Annotated in this window: 23 protein-coding genes and 2 pseudogenes; 10 read left to right on the top strand and 15 right to left on the bottom strand. The window is 71.1% G+C overall.

The window, feature by feature from the left end; translation table 11 throughout:
- Window positions 1–108: 108 nt before the first annotated feature.
- The 3 genes from SVTN_RS21680 to SVTN_RS21670 form a co-directional block, all read right to left on the bottom strand.
- Window positions 109–291 (bottom strand): DUF1272 domain-containing protein, encoded by a 183-nt coding sequence (locus SVTN_RS21680; protein ID WP_041130594.1) that lies wholly within the window; start codon window positions 289–291, stop codon window positions 109–111.
- Between the two features lie 100 nt (window positions 292–391).
- Complete coding sequence (locus SVTN_RS21675) at window positions 392–769, bottom strand: VOC family protein (RefSeq protein WP_041130593.1); 378 nt, start codon at window positions 767–769, stop codon at window positions 392–394.
- 9 nt (window positions 770–778) lie between these two features.
- Window positions 779–1660 (bottom strand): EamA family transporter, encoded by an 882-nt coding sequence (locus SVTN_RS21670; protein WP_041134128.1) that lies wholly within the window; start codon window positions 1658–1660, stop codon window positions 779–781.
- A gap of 202 nt (window positions 1661–1862) precedes the next feature.
- On the opposite strand from SVTN_RS21670, the gene SVTN_RS21665 reads away from it, so the two are divergent.
- The gene (locus SVTN_RS21665) at window positions 1863–2720 is read left to right on the top strand and encodes a LysR family transcriptional regulator (protein WP_041130592.1); all 858 of its coding nucleotides are present in this window, start codon (window positions 1863–1865) and stop codon (window positions 2718–2720) included.
- A gap of 185 nt (window positions 2721–2905) precedes the next feature.
- Here the strand turns inward: SVTN_RS21665 and SVTN_RS21660 are convergent, their stop codons facing one another.
- The 3 genes and pseudogenes from SVTN_RS21660 to SVTN_RS21650 form a co-directional block, all read right to left on the bottom strand.
- Window positions 2906–3163, bottom strand: a complete 258-nt coding sequence (locus SVTN_RS21660) for a DUF397 domain-containing protein (RefSeq protein WP_041130591.1) — start codon at window positions 3161–3163, stop codon at window positions 2906–2908.
- Window positions 3141–3971 carry a helix-turn-helix domain-containing protein gene (locus SVTN_RS21655; protein ID WP_041130590.1) on the bottom strand — a complete coding sequence of 277 codons (831 nt, stop codon included), beginning with the start codon at window positions 3969–3971 and terminating at the stop codon, window positions 3141–3143. The genes SVTN_RS21660 and SVTN_RS21655 overlap by 23 nt, the downstream gene beginning before the upstream one ends.
- Window positions 3972–4750: 779 nt before the next feature.
- Window positions 4751–5745 (bottom strand): annotated as a pseudogene (locus SVTN_RS21650) (GNAT family N-acetyltransferase).
- Window positions 5746–5836: 91 nt separating this feature from the next.
- Between SVTN_RS21650 and SVTN_RS45635 the strand changes: the two are divergent.
- Window positions 5837–6031 (top strand): annotated as a pseudogene (locus SVTN_RS45635) (transposase); the annotation flags it as partial.
- Between the two features lie 777 nt (window positions 6032–6808).
- Here SVTN_RS45635 and SVTN_RS21635 read toward each other — a convergent pair.
- Entirely contained in the window at window positions 6809–9646 is a 2838-nt protein-coding gene (locus SVTN_RS21635; protein ID WP_052499238.1) for an FAD-binding and (Fe-S)-binding domain-containing protein, read from the bottom strand.
- Window positions 9647–9697: 51 nt separating this feature from the next.
- On the opposite strand from SVTN_RS21635, the gene serC reads away from it, so the two are divergent.
- On the top strand, window positions 9698–10816 hold the full coding sequence (gene serC, locus SVTN_RS21630) for a phosphoserine transaminase (RefSeq protein ID WP_041130589.1): 1119 nt from the start codon (window positions 9698–9700) through the stop codon (window positions 10814–10816).
- Between the two features lie 85 nt (window positions 10817–10901).
- Here serC and SVTN_RS21625 read toward each other — a convergent pair whose 3' ends face one another.
- Complete coding sequence (locus tag SVTN_RS21625) at window positions 10902–11894, bottom strand: membrane protein (RefSeq protein ID WP_041130588.1); 993 nt, start codon at window positions 11892–11894, stop codon at window positions 10902–10904.
- 90 nt (window positions 11895–11984) lie between these two features.
- Between SVTN_RS21625 and SVTN_RS21620 the strand changes: the two genes are divergently transcribed.
- Together SVTN_RS21620 and SVTN_RS21615 are read left to right on the top strand one after the other, a co-directional pair.
- A complete protein-coding gene (locus SVTN_RS21620) occupies window positions 11985–12830 on the top strand; it encodes an alpha/beta fold hydrolase (RefSeq protein ID WP_041134124.1) in 846 nt (281 codons plus the stop codon).
- 84 nt (window positions 12831–12914) lie between these two features.
- The gene (locus tag SVTN_RS21615; protein WP_041130587.1) at window positions 12915–13595 is read left to right on the top strand and encodes a GDSL-type esterase/lipase family protein; all 681 of its coding nucleotides are present in this window, start codon (window positions 12915–12917) and stop codon (window positions 13593–13595) included.
- Between the two features lie 4 nt (window positions 13596–13599).
- Here the strand turns inward: SVTN_RS21615 and SVTN_RS21610 are convergent, their stop codons facing one another.
- Window positions 13600–14004 carry a carboxymuconolactone decarboxylase family protein gene (locus SVTN_RS21610; RefSeq protein WP_162494307.1) on the bottom strand — a complete coding sequence of 135 codons (405 nt, stop codon included), beginning with the start codon at window positions 14002–14004 and terminating at the stop codon, window positions 13600–13602.
- A 48-nt stretch (window positions 14005–14052) separates the two neighbouring features.
- Here SVTN_RS21610 and SVTN_RS21605 point away from each other — a divergent pair, with 48 nt between their 5' ends.
- Window positions 14053–14583 carry a MarR family winged helix-turn-helix transcriptional regulator gene (locus SVTN_RS21605; RefSeq protein ID WP_218922683.1) on the top strand — a complete coding sequence of 177 codons (531 nt, stop codon included), beginning with the start codon at window positions 14053–14055 and terminating at the stop codon, window positions 14581–14583.
- 72 nt (window positions 14584–14655) lie between these two features.
- On the opposite strand, the gene SVTN_RS21600 is transcribed toward SVTN_RS21605, so the two are convergent.
- Window positions 14656–15645, bottom strand: coding sequence for an aldo/keto reductase (locus SVTN_RS21600; protein ID WP_041130585.1), 990 nt, complete (start codon window positions 15643–15645; stop codon window positions 14656–14658).
- Between the two features lie 166 nt (window positions 15646–15811).
- Window positions 15812–16396, bottom strand: a complete 585-nt coding sequence (gene thpR, locus SVTN_RS21595; RefSeq protein ID WP_041130584.1) for an RNA 2',3'-cyclic phosphodiesterase — start codon at window positions 16394–16396, stop codon at window positions 15812–15814.
- A gap of 33 nt (window positions 16397–16429) precedes the next feature.
- Between thpR and SVTN_RS21590 the strand changes: the two genes are divergently transcribed.
- Window positions 16430–16930, top strand: a complete 501-nt coding sequence (locus SVTN_RS21590) for a GNAT family N-acetyltransferase (RefSeq protein WP_041130583.1) — start codon at window positions 16430–16432, stop codon at window positions 16928–16930.
- 55 nt (window positions 16931–16985) lie between these two features.
- On the opposite strand, the gene SVTN_RS21585 is transcribed toward SVTN_RS21590, so the two are convergent.
- The 3 genes from SVTN_RS21585 to SVTN_RS21575 form a co-directional block, all read right to left on the bottom strand.
- Entirely contained in the window at window positions 16986–18389 is a 1404-nt protein-coding gene (locus SVTN_RS21585; RefSeq protein WP_041130582.1) for a phage baseplate protein, read from the bottom strand.
- A 138-nt stretch (window positions 18390–18527) separates the two neighbouring features.
- Entirely contained in the window at window positions 18528–19880 is a 1353-nt protein-coding gene (locus SVTN_RS21580; protein WP_041130581.1) for an MFS transporter, read from the bottom strand.
- 26 nt (window positions 19881–19906) lie between these two features.
- Window positions 19907–20350, bottom strand: a complete 444-nt coding sequence (locus SVTN_RS21575) for a MarR family winged helix-turn-helix transcriptional regulator (protein ID WP_041130580.1) — start codon at window positions 20348–20350, stop codon at window positions 19907–19909.
- A gap of 222 nt (window positions 20351–20572) precedes the next feature.
- On the opposite strand from SVTN_RS21575, the gene SVTN_RS21570 reads away from it, so the two are divergent.
- Window positions 20573–20797 carry a hypothetical protein gene (locus SVTN_RS21570; protein WP_078908440.1) on the top strand — a complete coding sequence of 75 codons (225 nt, stop codon included), beginning with the start codon at window positions 20573–20575 and terminating at the stop codon, window positions 20795–20797.
- Here SVTN_RS21570 and SVTN_RS21565 read toward each other — a convergent pair.
- Window positions 20767–22224 carry an NCS2 family permease gene (locus tag SVTN_RS21565; protein ID WP_041130578.1) on the bottom strand — a complete coding sequence of 486 codons (1458 nt, stop codon included), beginning with the start codon at window positions 22222–22224 and terminating at the stop codon, window positions 20767–20769. The genes SVTN_RS21570 and SVTN_RS21565 overlap by 31 nt on opposite strands.
- Window positions 22225–22378: 154 nt before the next feature.
- Here SVTN_RS21565 and SVTN_RS21560 point away from each other — a divergent pair, with 154 nt between their 5' ends.
- Together SVTN_RS21560 and SVTN_RS21555 are read left to right on the top strand one after the other, a co-directional pair.
- Window positions 22379–22654 (top strand): DUF2530 domain-containing protein, encoded by a 276-nt coding sequence (locus SVTN_RS21560; RefSeq protein ID WP_041130577.1) that lies wholly within the window; start codon window positions 22379–22381, stop codon window positions 22652–22654.
- Between the two features lie 185 nt (window positions 22655–22839).
- A complete protein-coding gene (locus SVTN_RS21555) occupies window positions 22840–25248 on the top strand; it encodes a cation-translocating P-type ATPase (RefSeq protein WP_041130576.1) in 2409 nt (802 codons plus the stop codon).
- The last annotated feature ends 159 nt before the right edge of the window (window positions 25249–25407 follow it).

Here is a 25407-nt window from a genome sequence, read left to right as displayed (position 1 = left end):
CATGAAATAAAAACCTTCGCGAAGGTATCAACTATCATCAGCGAGACTGATGAACGGTCGGCCGGACCCCCGGCCGACCTGCGAAGGCGCAACTTCGACTACCTGCGGCTACCCGACGGCCCGACGCGGACGCGGGACGAGTTCGCCGCCGCAGTTGGGGCAGACGTCGTTCATGGCGTCGGCGCAGGGCACGCAGTAGCTGCACTCGTACGAGCAGATCCGGGCGGGCCCGTCCGCCGTCAGGACCGCCGTCTCGCAGCGCTCGCACCGGTCACGCATCTCCAGAGCCATGGCCGACTCCCCCTCTTCGTACGACTGGGAACGACTCCATGATCCACAGGCGCTCCCGCCCCCGGAAACAGCCCGGCGGCCAAGCTTCGATGGAATCGGGTCAGTGCCTGACCAGGCAGAACGGATGCCCCGCCGGGTCCGCGTAGACGCGCCAGCTCCGCGTCCCGGCCCCGTCGTCGAGCAGCGTCGCACCCGCCGCGAGGACCTGCTCCTGGGCGGCGTCCAGATCGGCGACGCCGAAGTCGAGGTGGGACTGCTGGGGCCGCTCCGGGCCCGGCCACGTCGGCGGGCGGTGGCCGGCGACGCCCTGGAAGCAGAGGACGAGCCCGCCGGGCGTGTGCAGCGTGGACCAGCCCTCGCCGAGGGACCAGCGCGGATCGGGCCGGTCGACGTCCCCGCCGAGCACGGCCCGGTAGAACGCGGAGAGTTCACGGGGCGCGGGACAGTCGAGGACGACGCACTGCAGGTCGGCGATCATGCTCGGATTCTAGAGAGCGTCCCGGCGGCGCGTCTGCGTCCGGACCGCGCCCATGCTCGCCCCGATGACGAGGGCGATCGCGAGGGCGTCGGTGGCGGACAGCGCCTGGTGGAGGACGAGGAAGCCCGCCGTGGCCGCGATGGCCGGTTCCAGGCTCATCAGGATCGCGAAGGTGGGCGCGGGCAGGCGGCGCAGGGCGAGGAGTTCCAGGGTGTACGGGAGGACCGAGGACATCAGCGCGACGCCGAGGCCCAGGCCGATCGTCGACGGCACGAGGAGCTTGTCGCCGGCCTCCGCGATGCCGAGCGGCAGGCTGATGACCGCACCGAAGGCCATGGCGAGCGCGAGCCCGTCGGCCTGCGGGAAGCGGCGGCCCGTGCGGGCGCTGAAGACGATGTACGCCGCCCACATCGCGCCCGCCGCGAGCGCGAAGCCCGCACCGAGCGGGTCGAGCCGCTCGAAGCCCCCGCCCCCGAGGAGGACGACACCGCCGAGGGCGAGCCCGGCCCACAGGAGGTTGACGAGGCGACGGGAGGCCACGACCGAGAGGATCAGCGGGCCGAGGACCTCCAGGGTCACGGCGGCGCCCAGCGGGATCCGGCTGGCGGACAGGTAGAAGAGGTTGTTCATGCCGGCCATGGCCGTACCGAAGGCGACGATCGTCCCCCAGTCGGCGCGACCGTAGCCGCGGACCTTGGGCCGGCAGACGATCAGCAGGATGGCGGCCGCGAGCACGAGCCGCAGGGTGACGACCCCGAGCGCACCCGCGCGGGGCATCAGGAGCACGGCGACGGCGGAGCCGAACTGCACGGAGAGCCCACCGGCGACGACGAGCGCGATGGGGGCGAGGCGGTGACCGGCGACGGAGGACCGAGCCGCCTCCGCCCGCACCGGCGGCGCCGCGGCCGGGGCCACCTCCTTGACGGGACTGTCCACCGACGACTCCTTCACCCACACGCTAGTTCACCAAATTGGACCCCCGGTCCAGAATAATGCACCCACCTACGGGCGGCAGCCTGGATTCCCCTCTCACGCTACGAGCCCCCGCGCGGCACCGGAAATGCCGATTGTGCTGCGGTTATGCTCCGGACGCATGAGCATCGAGCTGCGCCACCTCCGCTGCTTCCTCGCCATCGCCGAGGAGACCAGCCTCACCAGGGCGGCCGCCCGGCTCCACCTCACCCAGCCCGCCGTCTCCCGCACCCTCGCCGCCCTGGAACAGCACCTCGGCGCCCGGCTCGTCGACCGCTCCACCCACCACCTCGCGCTCACCGCCGAAGGCCGCGCGTTCCAGGACCGGGCGGCCGCCGCCCTCGCCGCCTTCGACGCCGCCGTCGACCCGGCGCGCCTGCGCCACCGCCCGCTGCGCCTCGGGCACGCCTGGTCGGCCTTCGGCCCGTACACCACTCCCCTGCTCCGGCGCTGGCGGCGCACCCACCCCGAGACCCCGCTCGAACTCCTCCGCATCGACGACCGCACCGCCGGTCTCGCCCGCGGCGAGGTCGACGCGGCGCTGCTGCGCGGGGCCGTGGACGCGCCCGGCCTGGTCACGGAGGAACTCGCCACGGAGGACCGGGTTGCCGCCCTCCCCGACGACCACCCGCTCGCGGACCGCCCCCGCCTCACCCTCGGCGACCTCGCGGACGAGACGGTCGTCCTCAACACCGTCTCGGGCACGACCACCCTCTCGCTCTGGCCGGCCACCGCCCGCCCGGCGGCCACCCTGACCGTCGCCAACACCGACGACTGGCTCACGGCGATCGCCGCCGGCCGGGGCATCGGCGTCTCCTCCGCCTCGACGGCGGCCCTCCACCCCCACCCGGGCGTCACCTACCGCCCCCTCCCCGACGCACCCCCGCTCCCGGTGGTCCTGGCCTGGCGCGACGCCTTCCCGCACCCGGCGACGGGGGCGCTGGTGGCGATGGCGCGGGAGATCGTCAGCGGGGAGTGAGGCCCCGCCTCCGCAGGGAACGCCAGACGCGCAGGGCCCGGGTGTGCCGCTCCGGCCGCTCGGCGTGCTGCCGCGCGGCCGGAACCCCGCCGAGGAAACCCTCCGCGGAACGGCCGGCCCGATCGCCCCGGAAGAAGGTGAGGTCCACGCTGCGATCGGGCCCGGTGAACCGGTCGACAGACCGGTCAGATACGCCCCTGCGCGGCGGCCTCGACGAACATGGCGAAGGCGGCGGGGGTGGCGAGGAAGGCGGGGCCTTCGGGGTTCTTGGAGTCGCGGACGGCGATGTGGGGGGCGAGGTCGGCGACCTCGACGCAGTCGCCGCCGTTCGGGCCGCTGTAGGAGGACTTACGCCAGGAGGCGGTGCCGAGGGGGGCGCACTCGATGCACTCGCCGCCGTTCGGGCCGCTGTACGACGACTTACGCCACTGCACCGGGTCCATATCGTTCCTCCATGACGCGCGCGATCAGCTCGGCCGACTCCTTCGGGGAGGCGGCCATCGCCTGCAGGCGAGCGTATCCGAAGGAACGTTCCCTGATCACGTGGGAATTGACGGTCATGTGCCCCGAGTCGTAGCTCTCGCAGTAGAAAAGGTCAGGGTCTTTCTCGAACCTCAGAAGGGTGAATGAACCAAGCAGACCCGGGTGCTCCCCCACCGTGTTCGGCAGAACCTGGATCTGCACCCACGGTTCGCTGCCGAAACTCAGCAGGTGCTCCAGCTGCGCCCGCATAACCTCCTGCCCACCGATCTCCCGGCGCAGCGCGGCCTCGTCGAGCACCACGCAGAGCATCGGTGGATGCGCACCTTGCAGGATTCGCTGCCGCTCCATGCGACCGGCGAGCATCTCTTCCAGGCGATCGGTCTGCTCGACGCTCAGTACCGCCCGCGCGTACGCCTCCGTCTGGAGCAGCCCGTAGATCATCTGCGACTGGTACGTCGAGATGTACGCCGCCTTCGCCTCCAGCTCGGCGAACTCCTGGAACCACGTCGGCAACTGGCTCCGCAGCACCAGCCCCACCAGCCGCGTGAAGAACCCGCCCGTCATCAGCGCCGCGTCGATCCGCTCCGAGAACTCCCGCGTCGGGACCTTCTTCGCCGTCTCGATCTGGCCGATCAGCGAACCCGTACAGAAGACGACGGCACCGAGCTGGCTCTGGCTGAGCCCGGAGTCCTCTCTGAGGCGGCGGAGTTCGGATCCGTAGTAGTCCAGCGGCGAGGCGGACGGGTCAAGGCTACGGATGTTGACCACGAAGCGGTCACCCCCAATGTCGGCTGCTGCCGACAGTAACGGGGCACCGCCCGCGAAAGGTCCGAAATCGGGTAACTGCCCCTCGTTCGAAGGAACTTGGATCCTCGGGCGCATGAAAGCGAGCCGGGCGGCACCGGCGTATCCACCCTCGTGGGCTTCTGGCGCGGCCGCCCTCTTTCCGAGAGTCGCACCTTCCGGCGCCGCGTCAAGGGCGCCTCCGGCGTCGCTGCGCGATGGGCTGCGCCCACCCTTGACCCGGCACCTCCAGGCGCGAAAGACCTCTCGGAGGGCGGCCGGGGGCGGGGGTCCACGCGGGGACACCGGGGACGCGTCCCGCCGTAGGCGGATGGCAGGTGCGGGGGTGGTGGCGAGGCCGGGCATCGGCCGGGCGGGTGCCGGCTGCGCGGGCCGGTGGGTGGGGGCTCGGCTCGTGGCAGGGGTGGGTGGGACCGTTTCCCTGGGTGGGGTCGCGCGGCAGTTGAATGGGGCGGCCCGGGTCGGCATAGCGGGTTGCGGCCGTCGCGTGGTCGGGCTTCAGGCCCCGCTGGTCACTCCCGGTGGGTGGAGAGGGAACCGCTGGGGGTCTTGGCCGCGAGGATGTCGGTGCACTCGATCGCCGGCGGCTGCTCCGTCCGGTCACGGAGCGTCGAAGAGGCTCCTGGCGTGGATTACAGAGGGCCAACGGTCCGAGAAGGCCGAAAACGTCGACCGCTTCCTGCACGAGTCCCACTTCGGCCAGTTCAACATCACCGACGTGATCCCGTCGCTGACGCTGGAAGTCAGACAGCGACCGGCTTGCGGTAGCGGACGTGCTCGTTCTGGCGCCGGAACCCTACGCTCTCGTAGAGGTCGTAGGACCGGTGCGGATTCGCAGTCCCGGTGTACAACCGGGCGGTCTCCGCACCGTGCTCGCGAAGACATCGCAGCCCGTCCAGCAGCAGGGCCCGCCCAAGTCCCAGACGCCTCGACTCTGCCCGGACGCTCAGTTCTTCGACTTCGCCCACAGCGGGGTCGTGCCGACGATGGAGCACAAGGCGACCCCGGCCATACTCTCCCCGTCCCAAGCGGCCCGCCAGCAGGTCGGGGCGGCAGTGGCGAGGAAGCTCTCGAACGTCCACCTCTGGGTGAAGGCGGCATCCGCATACGAATCAACGACCGTCTTCCAGGCCGCACGGTAGCTGCTCGGATCGACCGCACCGACTCGGATGCCGGCCGGCAACGGCTTGCCGTCGGAGAGCTGTCGCAGATCGGACAGCTCCAGCTCCACCAGGCTGAAGACACGCCGGTATCCCGTTTCGAGCAGCAGCGCCGTTGCCTCCTGTTCGGAGGCCATGGCGTTCGCGCCGATCACGGCCGTCTGCGCGGTTCCATGCTGCTGCACGAGCTGGCGGATACGGCTTTCTGCCCAGTTGAGCATGGCCGAGCCGATGCCCTGGCCGCGGTGCTCGGGCAGCAGGTAGCCGCGGTGCAGGTACAGCCATGTCCCGTCCCGCTCGTGCCACCACCTGATCGTCGAGTAGCCGACGACGCCACCGTCGTGCTCCACCAGGACCTGGTTCTCGGATGGGTCGTCCAGTCTGGCGCAGGATTCGGCGATCTCGGCTGCCGTCGGGATTCCTTCCACAACCGAGCGGGCGTCGGCCCGATCCCGCTGGGCACAGCCCAGCCGCACAGCGGCCATCGCGCCATGGTCGTCGTGGCCGCGATACGGCCGGAAGACGTAGCCACGCAACCGTTCCCACGATGCAAGGCCACTGCCGCTGTTCACCTCCACATCGATACCCCCGTCACGTTGGAGATGCGGTGTCATCGACCATGGAAGCGTAGGCCGTGCTGATCAGACGGCAGAACTCGTTTTCCGCAGCATGACCGTTCGCGGGGACTTGACGGACGAGGCGTGGGACCGGCTGCGGCCGTTCCTGCCCGCGAGCAACGGCCGGTGCGGCCGGCGGCGGGACCACCGCCAGGTGATCGACGGCATCCTGTGTCGGGTACGGACTGGGGTGCAGTGGCGTGACCTGCCGGAACGCTTCGGACCGTGGGAAACGGTCTACGAACGGCACCGGCTACGGGTCGTAGGGTCTCGTGACATGTCGTGGAGCGAAGCCCAGTACGAGGAGTGCCTGCACGGCGAACGACGTCGCTATGCGTGGACGATGCAGCATCACGGCGGCCTGACACCGTCGGACGCCTGGGCAGCGGCGCTGGACTGGTATCCCTACGAGCCCAGCGATACGCCACATCGCGGTCTCGTCTTCCACGACGAGGCGTGGCACTGGGCCATGCTGGCGATCCACGGCGACCGATACCCGGTCGAGCGGCCCGAGTTGGTCGAGCCGCCGGCGGAGTACCTCGCCCTCGACTGAGAACACCACCCACCGGGAGTGACCAGCGGGGCCCGAAGCCCGACCACGCGACGGCCGCAACCCGCCAAGCACCGCCGGGCCGCCCCATTCAACGACTGCGCGACCCCACCCAGGGAAACAGTCCCGCCCACCCCCGCTGCGAACCGAGCCCCCACCCACCGGCCCGCGCAGCCGGCACCCGCCCGGCCGATGCCCGGCCTCGCCACCACCCCCGCACCCGCCACCCGCCCACGGCGGGAACGGCCCCGGTGCCCCCGCGTGGACCCCCGCCCCCGGCCGCCCTCCGAGAGGTCTTTCGCGCCTGGAGGTGCCGGGTCAAGGGTGGAGCGAAGCGGAATCGGCGCAGCCGACGCCGGAGGCGCCCTTGACGCGGCGCCGGAAGGTGCGACTCTCGGAAAGAGGGCGGCCGCACCAGAAGCCCACGAAGCCGGATCACCCGGTGCGGTCAGGAGACCCGACCTACAGCTCCTCCTACAGCTCCTCCTCCAACCCCTCCGCCAGCACCTCCGCCAGATGCCGGGCCCGCGCCTCCGTCAGGTCCCCGATCTGCGTCCTGCACGAGAAGCCGTCCGCCAGGACCGTCGCGTCCCCGGCCGCCCTCAGTGCCGGCAGCAGCTGGTCCTCCGCGCAGGCCACCGAGACCTCGTAGTGGCCCGGCTCGAAGCCGAAGTTGCCGGCCAGGCCACAGCAGCCGCCCGCCAACTCGCCCGTCAGGCCCGCCCGTTCCCTCAGCCGGCGGTCCGCCGCGTCGCCCAGGACCGCGTGCTGGTGGCAGTGGGTCTGGCCGGTGACCGGGCGGTCGAGGCGGGGCGGGGTCCAGTCGGGGGCCAGGGTCTCCAGGGCCTCCGCGAAGGTGAGGACCGATGCCGCGAGGCGCGCGGCCCGGGGGTCGTCCCCCAGCAGCTCGGGCAGGTCGGTGCGGAGGGTCGCCGCGCAGGAGGGCTCCAGAACGACCACCGGGCGGACGGCACCACCGACCCCGTCAGCCCCACCAGCCCCCTCCACCTCCCCCTCCCCCTCCCCCATCACGTCCAACGTCCGCCGCATCACCTTCCTGGCCGCCCCCAGCTGCCCCGTCGACACGTACGTCAGCCCGCAGCACACCCTCCCCGGCGGCAGCTCCACCCCCAACCCCGCGTCCTCCAGGACCCGGACCGCCGCCTCGCCCACCTCCGGTGCCAGGTGGTTCGTGAAGGTGTCCGGCCACAGGGTGAGCGCCGGCGGGCGGGTCGAGGCGCGTTGGGCGAACCAGTACGCGAAGGACCGTTCCGCCACCCTCGGCATCGTCCGCTCCGGCGTCACCCCCGCGAGCCGCGCCGCGAACGGCAGCCCCATCACCGCGTTGAGGCCCCGCCCGAAGTGCGCCAGCCACCCCGGGAGGCGGCCCATCGTCCAGTGCGAGCGGGGTCGGCGCCACACGCCCGCCAGGCCCGCATAGTGCCGGTCAAGGAACTCCGCCTTGTACGCCGCCATGTCGACGCCCACCGGACAGTCGCTCCGGCACCCCTTGCAGGACAGGCACAGGTCAAGCGCCTCCCGTACCTCCTCCGAACGCCAGCCGTCCGTGATCACCTCGCCCAGCGCCATCTCGTGGAGCAGACGCGCCCGACCCCGGGTGGAGTGCTTCTCCTCCCCCGTCGCCCGGTACGAGGGACACATCACCCCCGGCCCCGCGCTCGGCCCCTCCACCCGGCACTTCGCCACCCCCACGCACCGGGCGGCGGCCCTCCCCACGTCCATCCCCATCCCCACCACCGGCAGGCCCTCGAAGCGCAGCCCCTCGTCCAGCCGCCTCGGCCGCACCAGCATCCCCGGGTTCAGGCCCCCGTCCGGGTCCCACACGTCCTTGACCGCGCCGAAGAGGCCGACCAGCTCCTCCCCGTACATCCTCGGCAGCAGTTCGGCCCGCGCCTGCCCGTCGCCGTGCTCCCCGGAGAGCGAGCCGCCGTGGGCGACCACGAGGTCGGCGACGGCCTCCGAGAACCTGCGGAAGTCCCGTACGCCCTCCCGACCCCACAGGTCGAAGTCGATCCGCACGTGCACGCACCCGTCCCCGAAGTGCCCGTACGGGACTCCCCGGAGCCCGAAGTCGGCCAGCAGCGCACGGAATTCCCTCAGATACGCCCCAAGGCGCGCCGGCGGCACCGCGCAGTCCTCCCAGCCCGGCCAGGCGTCCCCGCCCCCCGGCATCCGCGTCGCCGTCCCCGCCGCGTCCTCCCGGATCCTCCACAGCGCCCGCTGCCCGGCGGCCTCCCGCACCACGACCGCGTCCAGCGCGTCCGCCGCCCGGACCAGGTCCGTGGCGGCCGGAGCACCGTCCACCTCGCAGAACAGCCACGCCGCACCCTTCGGGAGCCCTGCCGCACCCCGTACGAGATCGGCCGTACCCCGTACGAGATCCGCCGCCATCCCCTCCACCGTCAGCGGGCCGTACTGCAGCAGCCCCGCCGCCGCATCCGCCGCCGCCGTCTCGTCCGCGTACCCCAGGACCACGAGCACCGGCTCGGCGGGCAGCGGGACGAGCGCGACCGTCGCCTCCGTGACGACCCCCAGGGTCCCCTCGCTCCCGACGAAGGAGCGGGCCACGTCCACGCCCCGCTCGGGGAGCAGCGCGTCGAGGGCGTACCCCGAGATCCGGCGCGGGAGCCCTTCCGGGTAGCCGGTCCGCAGAAGAGCGAGCCGACGGTCCACGAGGTCGAGGAGGCCCGCCGGTGCTCCCCGCCCGCCCCTCCCCAACGTCAACCTCTCGCCCCGGTACGTCACCACTTCCAGCGAGCGCACGTTGTCCGCCGTGGTCCCCCAGGCGACCGAGTGCGCCCCGCACGCGTTGTTGCCGATCATGCCGCCGAGGGTGCAGCGGCTGTGCGTGGACGGGTCGGGGCCGAAGGTCAGCCCGTACGGGCGGGCCGCCGCCCGCAGCCGGTCCAGAACCACCCCCGGCTGGACGACGGCCGTGCGCTCGGAAGGGTCGATCGAGACGATCCCGTCCATGTGCCGTGTGAGGTCGAGCACCACGCCGGTGCCGGTCGCCTGCCCTCCGATCGAGGTCCCGGCGCCCCGCGCGACGACCGGGGTGGTGCCGTGCGCCCGGCACACCTCCAGGGCGGCCGCGACGTCGGCGGCGTCGCGCGGCGCGACCGTACCGGTCGGAACGCGGCGGTAGTTGGAGGCGTCCATCGTCGCCAGGGCCCTCGCGGTGACGGAGAAATCGACGTCTCCCACGACCGCGGCGCGCAGGTCGGAGGCCAGCTCGGACGCGTGTTCCTGGTGTGTTCCCACAACCCCAGGATGTCTCAGTCCTCGTCTCATCGGGCGGACATCCGACGACCGGTCCCGCTCCGACCCGATACTCTCCGCCTCGTGGCTGAGATCCAGATTCCCGCTGACATCAAGCCCGCCGACGGCCGTTTCGGCGCGGGCCCCTCCAAGGTGCGTACGGAGGCGCTGGACGCCCTGGCCGCCACCGGCACCTCCCTCCTCGGCACGTCCCACCGCCAGGCTCCGGTCAAGAACCTGGTCGGCGAGGTACGTGCCGGCATCTCCGACCTCTTCTCGCTGCCCGAGGGCTACGAGGTGATCCTGGGCAACGGCGGCTCCACCGCCTTCTGGGACGTGGCGACCCACGGTCTCATCGAGAACAAGTCGCAGCACCTCACCTTCGGCGAGTTCTCCTCCAAGTTCGCGAAGGCCGCCAAGCTGGCTCCCTGGCTTGCCGAGCCGACCGTGATCTCCTCCGACCCGGGCACCCACCCGGAGCCGGTGGCCGAGGCGGGCGTCGACGTCTACGCGTACACCCACAACGAGACCTCCACCGGTGTCGCCGCCCCGATCAAGCGGGTCGCGGGCGCCGACGAGGGTGCGCTCGTCCTGGTCGACGCGACCTCCGGTGCGGGCGGCCTGCCGGTCGACATCACCGAGTCGGACGTCTACTACTTCGCCCCGCAGAAGTCCTTCGCCGCCGAGGGCGGCCTGTGGCTCGCGGCCTTCTCCCCGGCCGCCCTGGAGCGCGCCGCCCGCGTGCACGCCTCCGGCCGCCACATCCCGGAGTTCTTCTCGCTCCCGACGGCGATCGACAACTCCCTCAAGAACCAGACGTACAACACCCCGGCGCTCTCGACCCTCTTCCTGCTCAACGAGCAGCTGAAGTGGATCAACGGCCAGGGCGGTCTGGACTGGGCCGTGGCGCGTACGAAGGAGTCCTCGGACGCCCTGTACACGTGGGCCCAGGAGTCCAAGTACGCGACGCCGTTCGTCACCGACCCGGCGAAGCGCTCGCAGGTCATCGGCACGATCGACTTCGCGGACGAGGTCGACGCGGCGGCGGTCGCGAAGGTGCTGCGCGCCAACGGCATCGTGGACACGGAGCCGTACCGCAAGCTGGGCCGCAACCAGCTGCGGATCGCGATGTTCCCGGCGATCGACCCGGCGGACGTGCGGGCCCTGACGGCCTGCATCGACTACGTCATCGAGAAGCTGTAACACCAGGTTCCGCACGAAGGGCCCGGCGCCGGACACCGTCCGCGCCGGACACCGTCCGCGCCGGGCCCTTCGGCTGTCCCTCCGGCTATCCCTTCCGGAGCAGGCGCTTGATGCCGACCACGAGGACGGTGGCGCCGGCGAGGACGAGGAAGCCGGTGGTCGCGCTCCCCTGCCCGCCCTGGCTGCTCTGATCGCCCGCCGTAGGGGACTTCGGCGTCCCGCCCGGCGTCTCCGTCGGCTTCTGCGCAGGCCCCCCGGACTCCCGCTCCACCCGCACCACCCGGCTGTTCTTGCCCTCCGAGCCGAACATGAAGGCCGAGCCGTCGGTCGTGTACGTCACCGATTCCGCCTGCCCCTGGAAGGGGGCGCCGACCGCCGTGCCCCCGTCGGCGAGGCGGCCGTCCTTCCAGGCGTACTCCTTGGCCATGAAGTAGCCGCGCAGGACGAGCCGGTCGCCGTCCGGCGAGAAGGCGCCGTCCGTCACCCAGGGGACTTCCCCGACGCGACGGAAGACGTTCGTGCCGGACGTGGAGAGGTGCTCGGGGCCGGCGTAAAGCCCGCCGCCGTCCTCCTTCTTGCTCGCGATGTACACCCGGCCGGTCTTCGGATGGACCATCAGGGCCTCGGCGTTGCGGGCCCCGTCGGCGTACTTCACGACGTACTGCTTCGCCCGGACGGTCTGGTCCTTCAGCGTCTCCGGCTCGGGGAAGCGGTAGATCCAGACGTGGTCCCAGGAGCCGTCGAGGTTGTCGCCGATGTCGCCGACGTAGATGTCGCCGTCCGGGCCGACGGAGATCCCCTCCATGTCGCGGGGGGTGCCGACCCCGGCCATGGTCAGGGTCGCGACGGTTTTCCCCGTACGGGAGTCGATGCCGTAGATCAGGGGCGCGTCCTGGTCGTTGTGCGTCCAGTAGATCCCGGGGTGGGCCCGGCTCGCCGCGAGGCCGCTGGACTCGGTGATCCGGGAGTCCTCGATCGTGAAGTCCCGGTCGGGTTCCTGCCCTTCGGCACGGGCATGGCCGGCCGGGAGCAGCACCAGGGCAGCGGCCGCGCCGAGGGCGCACAGAGCAGATCGCATGGATCAAGCCTGCCACGGTGTGCGGGAAACCCGAGGAAACCCGGGGAAACCCGCTTGACCAGCATCGGAGCCGCTGTCATGGTCGCGCCCATGCCTACCTTCCCCGCTCCCGACGGCACCCTGCTCGCGTACCACGCGTCCGGTTCCGGCGACCCGCTGATCTGTCTGCCCGGCGGCCCCATGCAGGACTCCGTGTACCTCGAAGACCTGGGCGGGCTCGACGCCCACCGGACGCTGATCCGGCTCGACCTGCGGGGCACGGGCGCCTCCGCGGTGCCGGAGGACCCGGCCTCGTACCGCTGCGACCGGCTCGTCGAGGACGTGGAGGCGCTGCGCGTGCACCTCGGGCTCGACACGGTCGACCTCCTCGGACACTCGGCGGGCGCGAACCTGGCCGCGCTGTACACGGCCCGGTACCCGGAGCGGGTGGCGCGCCTCGTCCTCCTGACCCCGGGCACGGCGGCGGTCGGGCTCGACACGACGGGCGAGGAGCGGCTCGCGGCGGCACGGCAGCCGTGGCGCGAGGAGGAGCCGTGGTTCGGTCCGGCGTACGCGGCGCTCGAGGAGCTGGCCGCGGGCCGCGGTTCGGCGGAGACCTTCAAGGCGGTCGCGCCGTTCTTCCACGGGACGTGGGACGAGGCCGCGCAGGAGCGGAACGCGGCCATGGTGCGGCAGCGGAACGGGGAGGCCGCCGGCGTCTACGCGAGCGAGGGGGCCTTCGAACCGGCGGCCACGCGCGCGGTGTTCGCGGAGTTCGACCGTCCGGTCCTGGTCGTCGCCGGGGAGGGCGACGCGAACACCCCCGTACCGACGGCCACCGCGTACGCGAACCTGTTCCCGAAGTCCGAGCTCGCGGTCCTCGCGGGCGCCGGGCACTTCCCGTGGCACGACGACGCGGAGTGGACGGCGGACCGACTGGCGTCCTTCCTGAACTAGGCAAGGACCAGGCAAGCAGCAGGCAAGCAGGCCCGTGTCCCGGATCACGTCGAGGTCCGGGCCCGGGTCCGCGAAGATGTGACCATGCGTTTTCTGTTCGTCGGCGACAGCATGACCATCGGACGCGCCGGCGACTGGACCTGGCGCTACCGCATGTGGGAGCACCTGGAGGCGACGCTCCCCGGCGGGTACGAGATCGTCGGCCCGCGCTCCGGTCTGTACGACCCCGCCGCCGACGCCCCGGCCTCGGAGGCGTACCCCGACCCGGCGTTCCCCGCCGACGCCCGGCGTCATCTGGCGGGCTGGGGCGAGGGCTGGCTGCACATGGCGCCGGTGATCGGCGAGACGGTCACGGCGACCGGGGCGGACGTGCTGCTGATCTCCCTGGGCCTGATCGACCTGGGCTTCTACACGAACAGCGACCAGACGGAGGAGAACGTCCGGGCGTTCATCGAGGGCGCCCGGGCCGCGAATCCGCAGGTCCGGGCGGTCCTCCTGCCGGTCATCCCGAACGTCCGCGCCGGGTACGACGCCGCCTTCGCCGCCGAGTGCGCCCGCTTCAACGAGCTGCTCGCGAAGGCGGTCGCCGACCTGGACACGGCGGCCTCGCCGCTGCTCCTGGCGACGGTCCCGGAGTCGTACGACCTGCGGGAGGACACGTACGACGGCACTCACCCGGGCCCCACCGGGGAGCACAAGCTGGCGGCGGCGTTCGCCGACGCGATGCACCAGGCGTGGGGCGTGGGCGGCCCGTACGCCGCCTGACGGGTCAGGCGGCGCGGACGAGCCGGTTGGCGAAGGTGGAGACGGTGTACGTACCGATGCCGAGGACGACCTCCAGGGCGTTGCGCCGGGTGTAGCCGGCCTTCTCGAAGGCGGCGAGTTCCTCGTCGCTCACCGCGCCGGAGGAGGCGAGGACGCGGAGGGTGAACGCCCGGACGGCGGCGAGGCGTTCGGCGTCGGGGGCCGGGCCGAGGGCGGCCATCTTGGCCTCGTGCATGTCGACGCAGAGGTGGCACTGGTTGCGTTCGGCGACGGTGAGGATGACGGTCTCGCGGGAGTGCGGGTCGAGGGTGGTGGACTCGAAGATCGCGCCGAGCTTGAGGAAGCCGTCGAGGGTCTCCGGGGAGGTTTTCTTGAGGAGGGCGGCGGCGGAAGAGATACGGGCGGACATGTCGATGGTTGCGGACAACGCGGATCCCCCAGAACTAGAATGGACAACATGGTTGACCATGTCGCTGGAGAAAACGTAAACCAGGTTGTCGATTCGGGCAAGGGGGTGCCCCGCGACACCCCGGGATACGAGCTGCCCCTGCTCCTCTTCGGCGGCTTCCGCACCCTCATCGAGCAGCTGCACGCCCGCCTGGCCGACGAGGGCCACCCCGACATGCGCCCGGCCCACGGCTTCGCCATGCAGGCCATCGGGGTCCACGGCGCCACCGCCAGCGACATCGGCCGGCGCCTCGGCGTCTCCAAGCAGGCGGCGGGCAAGACCGTCGACCGGCTGCTCGCCGTCGGCTACGCCGAGCGCGCCGACGACCCCGCCGACGCGCGCCGCAAACTCGTCCGGCTCACCCCGCGCGGATACGAGGCCCTCGCCCGCTCCGCCGCGATCTTCGACGACCTGCGGGCTGAGTGGGTCGCGGTCCTCGGCGCGGACCGCGTCCGGGACATGGAGGCGGCCCTGCGGAACGTCGTCCCCGAGGAGACGGCGTTCCGCCTGGACGCCACGAGCTGGCTGGGAGCGCCCTAGGAAGAGCCCTTAGGAAGGGCCCCAGGAAGAACCCCTAGGAAGAGCCCCCAGGAAGAACCCCTGAGGAAGAGGTCACCAGGCGAAGGCCTCCGGGGAAGGCCCCGGGCCCGGGAAGATCTCGTCGAGACCGCCGAGGACCTCCTCGCTCAGCTCAAGCTCCAGGGCGCGCAGCGCGCCCGCCAGCTGCTCCGGCGTACGGGGCCCGACGATCGGGCCGGTGACGCCGGGCCGGGTCAGCAGCCAGGCCAGAGCGGTCTCGCCCGGCTGGAGGCCGTGCTTGTCGAGCAGGTCCTCGTAGGCCTGGAGCTGCGCCCGCGCCGCCGGGTCGGCGAGCGTGGCCGCCGCGCGCCCCTCGGTGCGCCGCTTGCCCTCGGCTTCCTTCTTCAGGACGCCGCCGAGCAGACCGCCGTGCAGCGGCGACCAGGGGATGACGCCGAGGCCGTACTCCTGCGCGGCCGGGATGACCTCCATCTCGGCGCGGCGCTCGAAGAGGTTGTAGAGGCACTGCTCGCTGACGAGCCCGACCGAGCCGCGCCGGGCGGCGACCTCGTTGGCCTGGGCGATCTTGTATCCGGGGAAGTTCGAGGAGCCGGCGTACAGCACCTTCCCCTGCTGGATCAGCACGTCGACGGCCTGCCAGATCTCCTCGAAAGGAGTGGCCCGGTCGACGTGATGGAACTGGTAGAGATCGATGTAATCGGTCCCGAGCCGCTTGAGGCTGGCCTCCACGGCCCGCCGGATGTTGAGCGCGGAGAGCTTGTCGTGGTTGGGCCAGGCCTCGCCGTCGGGGCCCATGTTCCCGTACACCTTGGTGGCGAGGACCGTACGGTCACGGCGACCGTCGCCCTTGGCGAACCAGGAGCCGATGATCGACTCCGTGCGCCCCTTGTTCTCCGCCCACCCGTACACGTTCGCGGTGTCGAAGAAGTTGAGTCCCGCGTCGAGGGCGGTGTCCATGATGGCGTGGCTGGTGGCTTCGTCCGTCTGCGGTCCGAAGTTCATCGTGCCGAGGACGAGTCGGCTGACCTTGAGTCCGGTGCGTCCGAGCTGCGTGTACTCCATGGGCGTCAAGCCAACTGCTTGGAGCGCACTCGAAGCAAGAGCCTTCCCACGACGTGGGTACGGAGGGTTACCGACCGACCAGGGAGGTCACCGCGATAATCGCGAACATCAGTACGAGCACGCCGGCCATGATTCGGTTTCGGGTCTTCGGATCCACCCGACGAGGTTAACCCGACTGTTCCTCCCGCCCCTCAAGGGGCCAGGTGCCGACCGTCTCGTACCGGGGCTGCGCGCCCGGCACCCCGCCTCCCGGCAGGTTCGACCGTACGAGCGCCAGCTCACCGACCCGCCACCGCGCGCCCTCGAACCCGCCGAGCTCCTCCACGAACGAACCGAGCGACACCCCGTCCCCCCGCGCACGGCCGACGGTCAGGTGCGCCTGGTAGCGGCGGTGCTCGTCCATCGGGACCCCGGCCCGGCGCGCGGCGGCGTCGGACCGCTCGGCGAGGAGCCGCAGCAGGTCCAGATCCCCGGCGACCCCGACCCACAGGGCCCGCCGCCCGAAGTGCCCGCCGGCGTGCAGCCGCAGCGAGAACGGCGGCGTCCGGTGCGCGGCCCTCTCCATCCGCACCCGCAACTCGGGCAGCAGCTCCTCGTCGACCTCCCCCATGAAGGCCAGGGTGAGGTGCCAGCCGGGCCGCGAGGTCCAGCGGAGCCGGTCCGCACCGGGCATCCGATGGAGCCGGTCGACGACGCGACCGAGCTCGTCCAGCTGCCCCGGCGGGGGCACGACGGCGGCGAAAAGCCTCATGTCAGAAGTCTGGCACCGACTAACGTCTCCGGCATGAAGATCCGGAAGGGCGGGGCCGAGGACCTCCCCGCGATACTCGCGATACTCGACAGCGCCGTGGGGTGGCTCAACGGCAAGGGGATCACCGCCCAGTGGGGTACGGAGAGCTTCTCCGGACGCCCCAAGGCGGTGGAGCAGGTCGAGCGGACGATGTCCGAGGGCGATCCGTGGATCGTCGAGATCGACGGCGTACCGGCGGGCACGATGACGCTGACGCCGCACCCCGGCCAGTACATCGAGCCCGCGGCCGAGCCGGAGGTGTACGTCCGCCTCCTGGCGACGGACGCCCGCTTCCACGGCCACGGAGTAGGAGCGGCACTCCTCGCCCACGCGGCGGAGGAGACCCGGCGCCAGGGAGTCTCCCTCCTCCGGGTGGACTGCTTCGCGGGCAGCGAGGGCCGCCTGATCGCGTACTACGAAGACCAGGGCTTCACCCGCACGGAACCGTTCCAGGTCGGCGACTGGCCGGGGCAGGTGCTGGAGCGGCGGGTGTGAGGAGGCCCGGACAGGGCCGTCGACCCGCCGCTCGGTCAGCTGTGCGTGAGCTCGGTCAGCTGGTGAAGTATCCGGCGTCCAGCGCGATCCAGCCGGCGAAACCGCGCTCGTCGTAGACGCGCAGCTGGCCGTCGGGGGTGACCTCCCAGCGGACGGTGAGGGGGCCGGTGATCGTGCCGGCGCCGGTCGCCGTGCCCACCATGCCCTGGGTACGGCCGGGACGGAGGTGCGACGGGAGCGTGAGGATCGTCGTACCGCTGGCCCACGGCTTCCCGTCGACGCGGGTCACCCGGAGGCGGAGGTCGACGCGGTCGCCCGACTGGCGGTACTGCGGGCGGTAGCTGTCGGTGGCGGTGAAGGCGGGGTCGTAGGCCAGGTCGGTCCACGGGACGGTGGTGCCGGAGATGCCGTAGAGGGCCATGTGTCGTGTCTCCTGGGTGGCGAAGCCGAAGACGAGCTGCGGCCCCGTGGGCGTTCGGCGGACGGTGATCGCTTCGGTCTCGCGGTGGGACAGGTCGAGAGCGGTGCCGTTGAAGGTCCGCTCGACCACCGCGCCGGTGAGGACGTCGTAGACGGTCCACCAGGAGTTGCCGGGACTCGGGTTGGTGGCGCTGTAGGCGCTGCCCTGGTTCTGGTAGACGAGGTTCCCGTAGAGGCACCAGGACTGGGTGGTGTACTGCGCCGGGAAGCTGTGCTCCGGGGTGAAGACCCGGTTCTTGAAGGCGTCGAGCCCGTAGACGCGGTACTCCGCGGCGCCGCTCGACGACACGTGGCGCACCGCGATGCGGCCGTGGTCGACGTCCAGGGCCGGGGTGATGTGCAGGGCGCCGGGGACGGGGTCGAAGACCTCGACGAGGCTGCTCCCCGCGTCGACGACGGCACCGGGCGTGAACGCGATCCGGCCGATGTGCTTGCCGTAGGCGAAGCCCTCGGCGACGCGGTCCGCGTCGGTCTCCAGCCAGAGCCAGGGCGTGCCGTCGACGTGCTCGACGCCGAGTCCGCCGCCGTGGCCGAAGCCCCGCAGGTGCATGACGGCGAGGACCGTGCCGTCGGGCGCGAGCTGGTTGACGCACAGGTCGCCCCGCTGGTTGCGGTCCGTGGTGGACAGCGTGGGAGCGTTCGGGTCCTCGTCCGGGAGCCGGCGGCCGCCGCTCATGAGCTGCACGGCATAGGCCAGGCCGGTCACCGGGTCGAAGGCGACCTGCTGGTGCACCCTGGTGTGTTCGAGGAGGATCTCCCTGCCGAGCAGGTCGGCGGGCTCGGACTTCAGGTCGAACCTGTGCCCCGCGGGCAGGGTGACGGCGGCGGGCCAGACCACGGGCTCGGCCGCCGGGAGGACCGCCTCCGGGAGGACCGCCTGCGGGACGGCCGCCTGGGCGGCTCCGGCGGGAGCGAGGACGGGGGCGAGGACCGGAGCGGCGGCCATCGCGGTCAGGACGTTGCGGCGGGTCAGTGGCATGGGCGTGCAAGCCCCCCTTTTCCTTGATCATCACCTGCACGGCTCGGCGATCTTCGCACGCGCGAGCGAGAGGTCAAGGGGGGCCCGGCACCTTCACGTCGGCCGGACGCCTGCGCCTACGCGGCCGGACGCCTGCGCCTACGCCGCCGTCGCCAGCCGCTCGCGCGAGACGAACCGCACCTGCGGGTGCCCGCGGTGCCAGCCCATCGCGACCTTGAGCCCGCCGACCCGGGCGAGGACCAGCCCCACGAGGACCGCCGCGAGCAGCGAGATCACACCGCCCGTGGCGAAGCCGACGCGCGCGCCGTACGTGTCGGTGACCCAGCCGAGGAGCGGGGCCCCGATGGGCGTGCCGCCGGCGAAGACCATCATGTAGAGGCTCATCACGCGCCCCCGCATGGCGGGGTCGGTGGCCATCTGGACGGCGGAGTTCGCGGTGATGTTGACCGTGAGGCCGATCATGCCGATCGGCACGAGCAGCAGCGCGAACACCCAGAAGGCCGGCGAGAGGGCCGCCGCGATCTCCAGGACGCCGAAGACGGCGGCGGCGATCACCAGCATCCGCAGCCGGGTGGAGCCGCGGCGGGCGGCGGCGAGGGCGCCCACGAGGGAGCCGGCGGCCATGAGGGTGTTGAGGAGGCCGTACGAGCCGGCGCCGACGTGGAAGACGTCGCCGGAGAAGGCGGTGAGCCAGATCGGGAAGTTGAACCCGAAGGTCCCGATGAACCCGACGAGCACGATCGGCCAGATCAGGTCCGGCCTGCCCGCCACGTACCGCAGCCCCTCCCGCAGCTGGCCCTTGCCGCGCGGGACGCGCTCCACCCGGTGGAACTCGGCGGGCCGCATGCGCAGGAGGCCGACGATGGGCCCGAGGAAGAAGAGCCCGTTGAGCAGGAAGGCCCAGCCGCTGCCGACCCCGGCGATGAGGACACCGGCGACGGCGGGTCCGATGAGCCGCGCGGACTGGAAGTTCGCGGAGTTCAGGGAGACGGCGTTGCGGAGCTGCTGGGGGCCGACCATCTCGGAGACGAAGGTCTGCCGGGCGGGGTTGTCGACGACGGTGACCATGCCGAGCAGGAACGCGATGAGGTACACGTGCCAGACCTGGATGGATCCGGACAGCGTGAGCGCGGCGAGCGCGAGCCCGCACAGGCCGAGCGCGGCCTGGCTGACGAGCAGCAGGCGCCGCTTCGGGTAGCGGTCGGCGATGACACCGCCGTACAGACCGAAGAGCAGCATCGGCAGGAACTGCAGGGCCGTCGTGATGCCGACGGCGGCGGCCGAACCGGTGAGGCTGAGGACCAGCCAGTCCTGGGTGATGCGGGCCATCCACGTACCGGTGTTGGAGACGATCGCTCCGGTGAAGAACAGCCGGTAGTTGCGGATGCGGAGCGAGGAGAAGGTGTCCCCGAAGAGGGTTCCTCCCCGCCCGCGGGTGTCGAGGGTGGGTTTATGGACGGGTGCGGAGTCTGCTCCGTGTCCCGTACTCAAAGTGCGTCGCCTCCTTGGCGCCTCGGTTACAGGTGGGCGAGCTTCTCCAGGACCGGGGCGGCCGCGCGCAGCTTCGCCCATTCGTCCTCGTCCAGGCCCTCGGCGAGGGAGGCCAGCCAGGCGTTCCGCTTGCGGCGGGACTCGTCGAGCATGGCTTCGGCCTGCTCGGTCTGGCGGACCACCTTCTGCCGGCGGTCGTCGGGATGCGGCTCCAGCCGGACCAGTCCCTTGGCTTCGAGCAGCGCGACGATGCGGGTCATCGACGGCGGCTGGACGTGCTCCTTGCGGGCCAGCTCACCGGGGGTGGCGGAGCCGCAGAGCGACAGGGTGCCGAGCACCGACATCTCGGTGGGGCTCAGCGACTCGTCGACGCGCTGGTGCTTGAGGCGTCGGCCGAGTCGCATGACTGCGGAGCGGAGCGCGTTCACGGCGGCGGCGTCGTCGGCGGTGCCGTGGGACAGATCTGGCATGTTCGTTAGCCTAACTCATTACTCTGCCTAAATACCAACGGGAGTGGGTGGACGTTGCACGGATCACACCCGCCCACTCCCATCCCACCCACCACACCCCCGCGAAGGGCGGCAGCACGACGCACGGCAGATCACGCTTCGGCATCCATGTATCACCCAAATGAGTGAGTCGGATCCGGAAAGTGACGCAAAGAGGCCCCGGCTGCCCCGACCCTGAACGGCATGGGATCGACAGTGCTCAGCCTGCGCATCGACGGTGAGCTGCTCGACCGGCTCAGGAGTCACGCCGCGAAAAGAGGAATGAGCGTCCAGGACTATGTAGCCCGGACGCTCATTCGCGAGGATTTCGACGAGCGGTTCAAGACCGCGGTCGACGAGACGGAGAAGTTCTACGGGGCGGCCGACGCGCCCCGCGATCAGGTCAGGCCCAGCGCCGGCATCGCGTAGTAGAAGACGAAGACCGCCGACACGACGTACATGGCCACCGGGACCTCGCGGCCCCGGCCGGCCGCGAGCCGCAGCACGGCGAACGCGATGAAGCCGATGCCGATGCCGTTCGTGATCGAGTACGTGAACGGCATCATCAGCATGGCCAGGAACGCCGGCACCGCGATGGTGAAGTCGCTCCAGTCGATCTCCTTGATCGACCCGGCCAGGATCAGGAAGCCGACCGCGAGCAGCGCGGGCGTGGCCGCCTGCGACGGCACCATGGTCGCGAGCGGCGTGAGGAACAGCGCCACCGAGAACAGGGCGCCGGTCACCACCGAGGCGAGACCCGTACGGGCACCCTCGCCGACACCGGCCGTGGACTCCACGAAGCAGGTGGTGGCGGAGGAGGAGGTGGCACCGCCGGAGGCGACGGCGAGGCCGTCGACGAGCAGCACCCGGTTGATGCCGGGGAAGTTGCCGTCCTTGTCGATCAGCTTGGCCTCGTCGCCGACGCCGAGGATCGTGCCCATGGCGTCGAAGAAGCAGGACAGCAGCACGGTGAAGACGAAGAGCACGCCGGTGAGCATGCCGACCTTCTCGAAGCCGCCGAAGAGGCTGACCTTGCCGACGAGACCGAAGTCGGGCGAGGCGACGGGGTTGCCCGGCCACTCGGGGGTGGTGAGGCCCCACGAAGGAACCTTCGCGACGGCGTTGATCACCATGGCGACGATCGTCATGACGACGATGGAGATCAGGATCGCGCCGGAGACCTTGCGGATGATCAGCGCGAGGGTGAGGAGCGTGCCCAGGATGAAGACGAGGACCGGCCAGCCGGTGAGGTGACCGTCGCCGCCGAGCTGCAGCGGGACGGTGGTGTGCGCGGCGTCGGGGATGCGGGAGACGAAGCCCGAGTCGACGAGGCCGATGAGCATGATGAAGAGGCCGATGCCGATCGCGATGCCCTTGCGCAGGCCGACCGGGACGGCGTTCATGACGCGCTCGCGGAGCCCGCTCGCGACGAGCAGCATGACGACGATGCCGGCGAGGACGACCATGCCCATGGCGTCGGGCCAGGACATCTTCGGCGCGAGCTGGAGCGCGACGACCGTGTTGACGCCGAGGCCGGCGGCGAGGGCGATCGGGACGTTGCCGATGACGCCCATGAGGAGGGTCGTGAACGCCGCCGTGAGGACGGTGGCGGTGACGAGCTGGCCGCTGTCGAGCTGGTGCCCGTACATGTCCTTGGCGCTGCCGAGGATGATCGGGTTCAGCACGATGATGTAGGCCATCGCGAAGAAGGTGGCGAAGCCGCCACGGATCTCACGGGCTACAGTGGAGCCGCGCTCCGTGATCTTGAAGAAGCGGTCGAGACCGGAGACGGGACCGACGGGGATCTGGTCTTCGGACGCCGGGGGCGTGGCCTTGGCGGTGGCCGTCGTGCTCATGGGGGGTGGTTCCTCTTTCAGAGAATTACGTCCCTTTTGGCGGTTCATACGAGTGGAACCCGCCAGAGGCAAACCGTTTCAGTATGAACACATGAACGAGCGGGCGTCTATCTCCGCGCGTAGACACAAAACCCGGCCACCTAGACTGAGCCGCATGGCGAAGTGGACACCGAAGCACGAGGCACCCGAGCCCCTCGAAGGGCCGGTCGTCGCCACCATCACCGGCGGAACGATCCTCTGGTTCGTCCTCTTCCTCGTCCAGGTCCCCTTCTACGGCTGGTTCGACGACCGGGACCTCACCTGGTGGGTGTGGACGTGCCTGGCGGGGGCGGGGCTCGGCCTGATCGGCATCTGGTACGTACGAAAGCGGGACGCTGCGATCAAGCGCCACGAGGCGGCGCGGCAGAGCACCGGCCAGGACGAGGCGTGACGCCGGGGACGCGTCACACCGGCGACGCGTAACGCCGGCGGCGCGGCAGAGCACCCGCCAGGACGACGCGTGACGCCGGCGGCGCGTCACACCGGGGGAACGACCCCGATCCTCCCCCGGCCCGATCTTCACCGCTCTCGACTCTCGGCAGGTGAACGACCGAATCCGGTCGTACCGTCGAAAACATGACTCAGCGGGCGAAGATCGACACGGACGGCAGCGGGGCGGCGGACACCGGGCCGCCCGTCGTGCACCGCCCCGCCGGACTGACCTCCGCCGAGGTCGCCGAACGCGTCGCGCGCGGCGAGGTCAACGACGTACCCGTACGGAGCTCCCGCTCGACCACGGAGATCGTCCGCGCGAACGTCTTCACCCGCTTCAACGCGATCATCGGCGTGCTGTGGGTGATCATGCTCTTCGTCGCGCCGATCCAGGACAGCCTCTTCGGCTTCGTGATCATCGCCAACACCGGCATCGGCATCATCCAGGAGCTCCGCGCCAAGAAGACCCTGGACGGCCTGGCGGTCATCGGCGAGGCGAAACCCACGGTCAGGCGCGACGGCGTGGCCGCCGGACTCTCCACCTCGGAGATCGTCCTGGGCGACCTGATCGAGCTGGGACCGGGCGACAAGGTCGTAGTCGACGGCGAGGTGGCGGAGGCGGACAGCCTCGAAATCGACGAATCCCTCCTCACCGGCGAGGCGGACCCGGTGGTGAAGAAACCGGGCGACCGCATGATGTCCGGCTCGTTCGTGGTCGCCGGCGGCGGCGCCTTCACCGCCACCAAGGTCGGCCGCGAGGCGTACGCCGCCCAGCTCGCCGAGGAGGCGTCCCGCTTCACCCTGGTCCACTCCGAGCTGCGTACGGGCATCTCCACGATCCTCAAGTACGTGACGTGGATGATGGTCCCGACCGCGATCGGCCTCGTCATCAGCCAGCTGGTGGTCAAGGACAACAACTTCAAGGACGCGATCGCCCGCACGGTCGGCGGCATCGTCCCGATGATCCCCGAGGGCCTCGTCCTCCTCACCTCCGTGGCCTTCGCGATCGGCGTGATCCGCCTCGGCCGCAAACAGTGCCTCGTGCAGGAGCTGCCGGCGATCGAGGGCCTGGCCCGGGTGGACGTGGTCTGCCTGGACAAGACGGGCACGCTGACGGAGGGAGGCATGGACGTCACGGAGCTCCGAGCTCTCAACGGCAACGACGAGACATACGTACGAAAGGTCCTGGGCGCCCTGGGCGAGTCGGACCCGCGCCCAAACGCCTCCCTGCAGGCGATCATCGACGCCTACCCGGACGCGGTGGAGTGGCGCTGCACGGAATCGCTCCCGTTCTCCTCCGCCCGCAAGTACAGCGGGGCGTCGTTCAGCGAGGGGGACGGGGAGAACTCGACCTGGCTCCTGGGAGCCCCGGACGTCCTCCTGAACACGGACGACCCGACGCTCCCCGAGATCGACCACCTCAACGAGCAGGGCCTCAGGGTCCTCCTCCTGGCCCGCGCGACCCGGGAACTCGACTCCCCGGACCTCACCGCCGACACCCACCCCACGGCCCTCGTCGTCCTGGAACAGCGCCTGCGCCCCGACGCGGCCGACACCCTCTCCTACTTCGCCGACCAGAAGGTCGCCACGAAGGTCATCTCGGGCGACAACGCGGTCTCGGTGGGAGCGGTGGCCGGAAAGCTGAACATGCCGGGCGCGGAGAACACGGTGGACGCGCGACACCTGCCCACCGACCGGGAGGACATGGCGAAGGCCCTGGACGAGAACGCGGTCTTCGGCCGGGTCACGCCACAGCAGAAACGGGACATGGTGGCGGCGCTCCAGTCCCACGGCCACACGGTCGCGATGACGGGCGACGGCGTCAACGACGTCCTGGCCCTGAAGGACGCGGACATCGGCGTGTCGATGGGCTCGGGCTCGGAGGCGACGAGGGCGGTGGCCCAGATCGTCCTCCTGAACAACAGCTTCGCCACCCTCCCGTCGGTCGTGGCGGAAGGCCGCCGGGTCATCGGCAACATCACCAGGGTCGCCACCCTCTTCCTCACCAAGACGGTGTACTCGGTCCTCCTGGCGATCCTGGTGGTGGTCTCGCAGGTGGAGTACCCCTTCCTCCCCCGCCACCTGACCCTGCTCTCCACCCTCACGATCGGCGTCCCGGCCTTCTTCCTCGCCCTGGCCCCCAACAAGGAACGCGCGAAGCCGAACTTCGTACGCCGGGTCATGCGGTACGCGATCCCCGGCGGCGTCATCGCGGCGGCGGCCACCTTCACCACGTACCTCCTGGCCCGCCACTACTACACGGGCACGGACGCCCTGGGCGCCGAGACCAGCGCGGCCACCCTCACCCTCTTCCTGGTCTCCATGTGGGTCCTCGCGATCATCGCCCGCCCCTACACCTGGTGGCGCATCACTCTGGTCGCCGCCATGGCCGCCGCCTTCCTCCTGGTCCTGGCGGTCCCGTGGCTCCAGGACTTCTTCGCCCTGAAACTGGTGGGCGTGACGATGCCGTGGACGGCGGTGGCGATCGCGGCGGCGGGCTGCGCCCTGCTGGAGGTGGCGTGGCGATGGGTGGACCGAAGGTTCCCGGCGTGACCCGGGACCGGGCCCGAAGCTCAAGGTCCGAGGTTCGAGCGGTGTTTGAGGGAAGGGGATCGGGCCTGGGATTCAACCCACCCGCCCACCCAGCGAGTTGACGGAGGGTCGCCGACTTGCCACGCAGCGTCATATGCCTCTAGCGTGACGGCAACGCTC

Origin of the sequence: Streptomyces vietnamensis, assembly GCF_000830005.1 — a bacterium.
Taxonomy (GTDB): Bacteria; Actinomycetota; Actinomycetes; order Streptomycetales; family Streptomycetaceae; genus Streptomyces; species Streptomyces vietnamensis.
This window is presented reverse-complemented; position numbering and strand designations above follow the sequence as displayed.

Excerpts from the sequence above, each read along its gene's own strand:
- SVTN_RS21680 (WP_041130594.1), bottom strand. The coding sequence starts at position 291 with ATGGCTCTGGAGATGCGTGACCGGTGCGAGCGCTGCGAGACGGCGGTC.
- SVTN_RS21675 (WP_041130593.1), bottom strand. The coding sequence starts at position 769 with ATGATCGCCGACCTGCAGTGCGTCGTCCTCGACTGTCCCGCGCCCCGT.
- SVTN_RS21665 (WP_041130592.1), top strand. The coding sequence starts at position 1,863 with ATGAGCATCGAGCTGCGCCACCTCCGCTGCTTCCTCGCCATCGCCGAG.
- SVTN_RS21660 (WP_041130591.1), bottom strand. The coding sequence starts at position 3,163 with ATGGACCCGGTGCAGTGGCGTAAGTCGTCGTACAGCGGCCCGAACGGC.
- SVTN_RS21635 (WP_052499238.1), bottom strand. The coding sequence starts at position 9,646 with ATGAGACGAGGACTGAGACATCCTGGGGTTGTGGGAACACACCAGGAA.
- SVTN_RS21625 (WP_041130588.1), bottom strand. The coding sequence starts at position 11,894 with ATGCGATCTGCTCTGTGCGCCCTCGGCGCGGCCGCTGCCCTGGTGCTG.
- SVTN_RS21620 (WP_041134124.1), top strand. The coding sequence starts at position 11,985 with ATGCCTACCTTCCCCGCTCCCGACGGCACCCTGCTCGCGTACCACGCG.
- SVTN_RS21615 (WP_041130587.1), top strand. The coding sequence starts at position 12,915 with ATGCGTTTTCTGTTCGTCGGCGACAGCATGACCATCGGACGCGCCGGC.
- SVTN_RS21610 (WP_162494307.1), bottom strand. The coding sequence starts at position 14,004 with ATGTCCGCCCGTATCTCTTCCGCCGCCGCCCTCCTCAAGAAAACCTCC.
- SVTN_RS21605 (WP_218922683.1), top strand. The coding sequence starts at position 14,053 with ATGGTTGACCATGTCGCTGGAGAAAACGTAAACCAGGTTGTCGATTCG.
- SVTN_RS21600 (WP_041130585.1), bottom strand. The coding sequence starts at position 15,645 with ATGGAGTACACGCAGCTCGGACGCACCGGACTCAAGGTCAGCCGACTC.
- thpR (WP_041130584.1), bottom strand. The coding sequence starts at position 16,396 with ATGAGGCTTTTCGCCGCCGTCGTGCCCCCGCCGGGGCAGCTGGACGAG.
- SVTN_RS21590 (WP_041130583.1), top strand. The coding sequence starts at position 16,430 with ATGAAGATCCGGAAGGGCGGGGCCGAGGACCTCCCCGCGATACTCGCG.
- SVTN_RS21585 (WP_041130582.1), bottom strand. The coding sequence starts at position 18,389 with ATGCCACTGACCCGCCGCAACGTCCTGACCGCGATGGCCGCCGCTCCG.
- SVTN_RS21575 (WP_041130580.1), bottom strand. The coding sequence starts at position 20,350 with ATGCCAGATCTGTCCCACGGCACCGCCGACGACGCCGCCGCCGTGAAC.
- SVTN_RS21570 (WP_078908440.1), top strand. The coding sequence starts at position 20,573 with ATGGGATCGACAGTGCTCAGCCTGCGCATCGACGGTGAGCTGCTCGAC.
- SVTN_RS21565 (WP_041130578.1), bottom strand. The coding sequence starts at position 22,224 with ATGAGCACGACGGCCACCGCCAAGGCCACGCCCCCGGCGTCCGAAGAC.
- SVTN_RS21560 (WP_041130577.1), top strand. The coding sequence starts at position 22,379 with ATGGCGAAGTGGACACCGAAGCACGAGGCACCCGAGCCCCTCGAAGGG.
- SVTN_RS21555 (WP_041130576.1), top strand. The coding sequence starts at position 22,840 with ATGACTCAGCGGGCGAAGATCGACACGGACGGCAGCGGGGCGGCGGAC.